The following is a 1,913-nucleotide window of genomic DNA, read 5'->3' as shown; positions in this document are numbered from 1 at the left end:
GTAAGCGTCCGGTCAGGCGTTGTGGTGGTCAGTTCAGACCACAGCACTTCTTGTATTTTTTGCCCGATCCACAGGGGCAAGGATCGTTACGGCCCACTTTGGGCGCCGATGGCATCGCTGCAGGATTGCGGCGCATGCGTTGGTCGTTGAGACACTGAATGCAATAAGGGATCATGTCGGGCGCTTCGGCGAGTAGTTCTTCAACCTCCTTGTCCGGCAGGCTGCCTTCGTCATTGTCGACTTCGATCAGGGTGATCAGGATGGACAGTGCCGTTGCCGCGTCATCGTCGTCGCCCTCGGCAAGGTCCAGCCAGCTATCCGGCCGTAGGGACATCGCCTGCTTGAATCCGATGAGCCAGAAGACCAGATCACTTCGCCGGTTTCGGGGTGCGCATCATAGATCGGCGCGTATCGATCGCCTCCGCGTGTGAGGTCGCGGCCGATTGTGTTGTAGAGCCTCATGACGAGATCGACGGTGGTGCGCAGTTGGGTCTCGTCTTCGAAGATCGGTTCGGCGATGTTTCCATCATCATCCTTGCCCCACACGAGCGGGAGCCACTCGCTCGGCATGATCAGGTCGGGGCACACCATCACGCCGGCCAGATAGCCGTCGAGTTGGCTGAGCATCATCGGATCGGCAGGCTCGGGCAGCCCCTCAAGGGCCGCGTCAAGCTTTCTGAGCCAGGACGGGAGTCGTTGCATAATCGGTGATCTTCCACGGCAGCAGTTCGTCGATCCGGCCCACCGGATGATCGGCGATCCGGGACAGAACAGTGCGCAGATAGGCTTCCGGATCAAGGCCGTTCAGCTTGGCGGTCTCGATCAGCGACAGGATGGCCGCGGCCCGCTCGCCACCCTTGTCGGAGCCGGCGAACAACCAGTTCTTGCGGCCCAGGGCCACCGGCCTGATCGCCCTTTCGGCGGCGTTGTTATCGATCTCGATCGTGCCGTCCGCAACGAAGCGATTGAGGGCAGCCCAGCGCGACAACGCGTAGCGGATCGCCTGGGCGGCCGGGCTCTTGCCGGGCAGGCGTGATCGTTCCTGTTCCAGCCAGGCCTTCAATGCGGCCAGCTTGGGCGCCGTTTGTTGCTGCCGCATGGCCTTGCGGACATCGGGCGGGCTGCCGCGAATGTCAGCCTCGATGTCGTAGAGTTCGCCGATCCGCCGCAGCGCCGCCTCGGCCATCGGTGCCGGTCCATTGACCGTCAGATCGTAGAACTTGCGCCGCACATGCGCCCAGCAGGCCGCTTCGACGATGCGACGAGCATCGTGCGGCCTGCCCGGCTTGTAGAGCTCCTTGAACCCCGCATAGCCGTCCGCGTGCAGAACACCGGCGAACCTGTTCAGATGGGACCTTGGATGGATGCCCTTGCGGTCGGGGCTGTACAGATAGCAGACCGCCGGTGGCGCATCATCGCGCCATGGCCGGCCGTCGCGGACATAGGTCCACAGCCGGCCCTGCCGGGTCTTGCCGCGGCCCGGATCGAGCACCGGCACCGGCGTGTCATCCCCGTGCAGCCGGGTTGCGGCGAACACATGGGCTTGCAGCGCTTCGATCAGCGGTCGCATCAGGGCTGCCGACTGTCCAACCCAGTCGGCCATGGTCGAACGCGCGATCTCTACACCCTGACGCGCATAGATCGCCGATTGCCGGTAGAGCGGAAGATGATCGCAGAACTTGGCCGTCAGCACATAGGCGACAAGACCGGCTCCGGGTTTGCCCCGCGCGATCGGCAGCGACGGCGGATCGGCCTGCACGGTGCGATCGCAGCCCCTGCACACCAGACGCGGCCGCACATGGCGCACCACCCGGAACGAGGCCGGAACATAGTCAAGCGTCTCGGTGATGTCTTCGCCCGCCTTCAGGAAGGCCGTACCGCCGCAATCGGGGCATGTCGATGCTGGCTCGTGG

At 64.1% G+C, this 1,913-nt stretch carries 2 protein-coding genes; both read right to left on the bottom strand.

What is annotated here, in order from left to right:
- Nucleotides 1-255: 255 nt before the first annotated feature.
- Entirely contained in the window at nt 256-627 is a 372-nt protein-coding gene (locus RBB34_RS19775) for a UPF0149 family protein (RefSeq protein ID WP_306120963.1), read from the bottom strand.
- Between the two features lie 40 nt (nt 628-667).
- Nucleotides 668-1,913, bottom strand: a 1,246-nt coding sequence (locus RBB34_RS19770) for an IS66 family transposase (RefSeq protein WP_306120962.1), incomplete at its 5' end; no start/stop codon positions are given.

It is taken from the genome of Roseitalea sp. MMSF_3546 (assembly GCF_030732865.1).
GTDB lineage: Bacteria > Pseudomonadota > Alphaproteobacteria > Rhizobiales > Rhizobiaceae > Roseitalea.
The sequence above is the reverse complement of the archived record's forward strand: the minus strand, read 5'-3'. Positions and strand labels throughout refer to the sequence as shown.

Excerpts from the sequence above, each read along its gene's own strand:
- RBB34_RS19775 (WP_306120963.1), bottom strand. The coding sequence starts at position 627 with ATGCTCAGCCAACTCGACGGCTATCTGGCCGGCGTGATGGTGTGCCCC.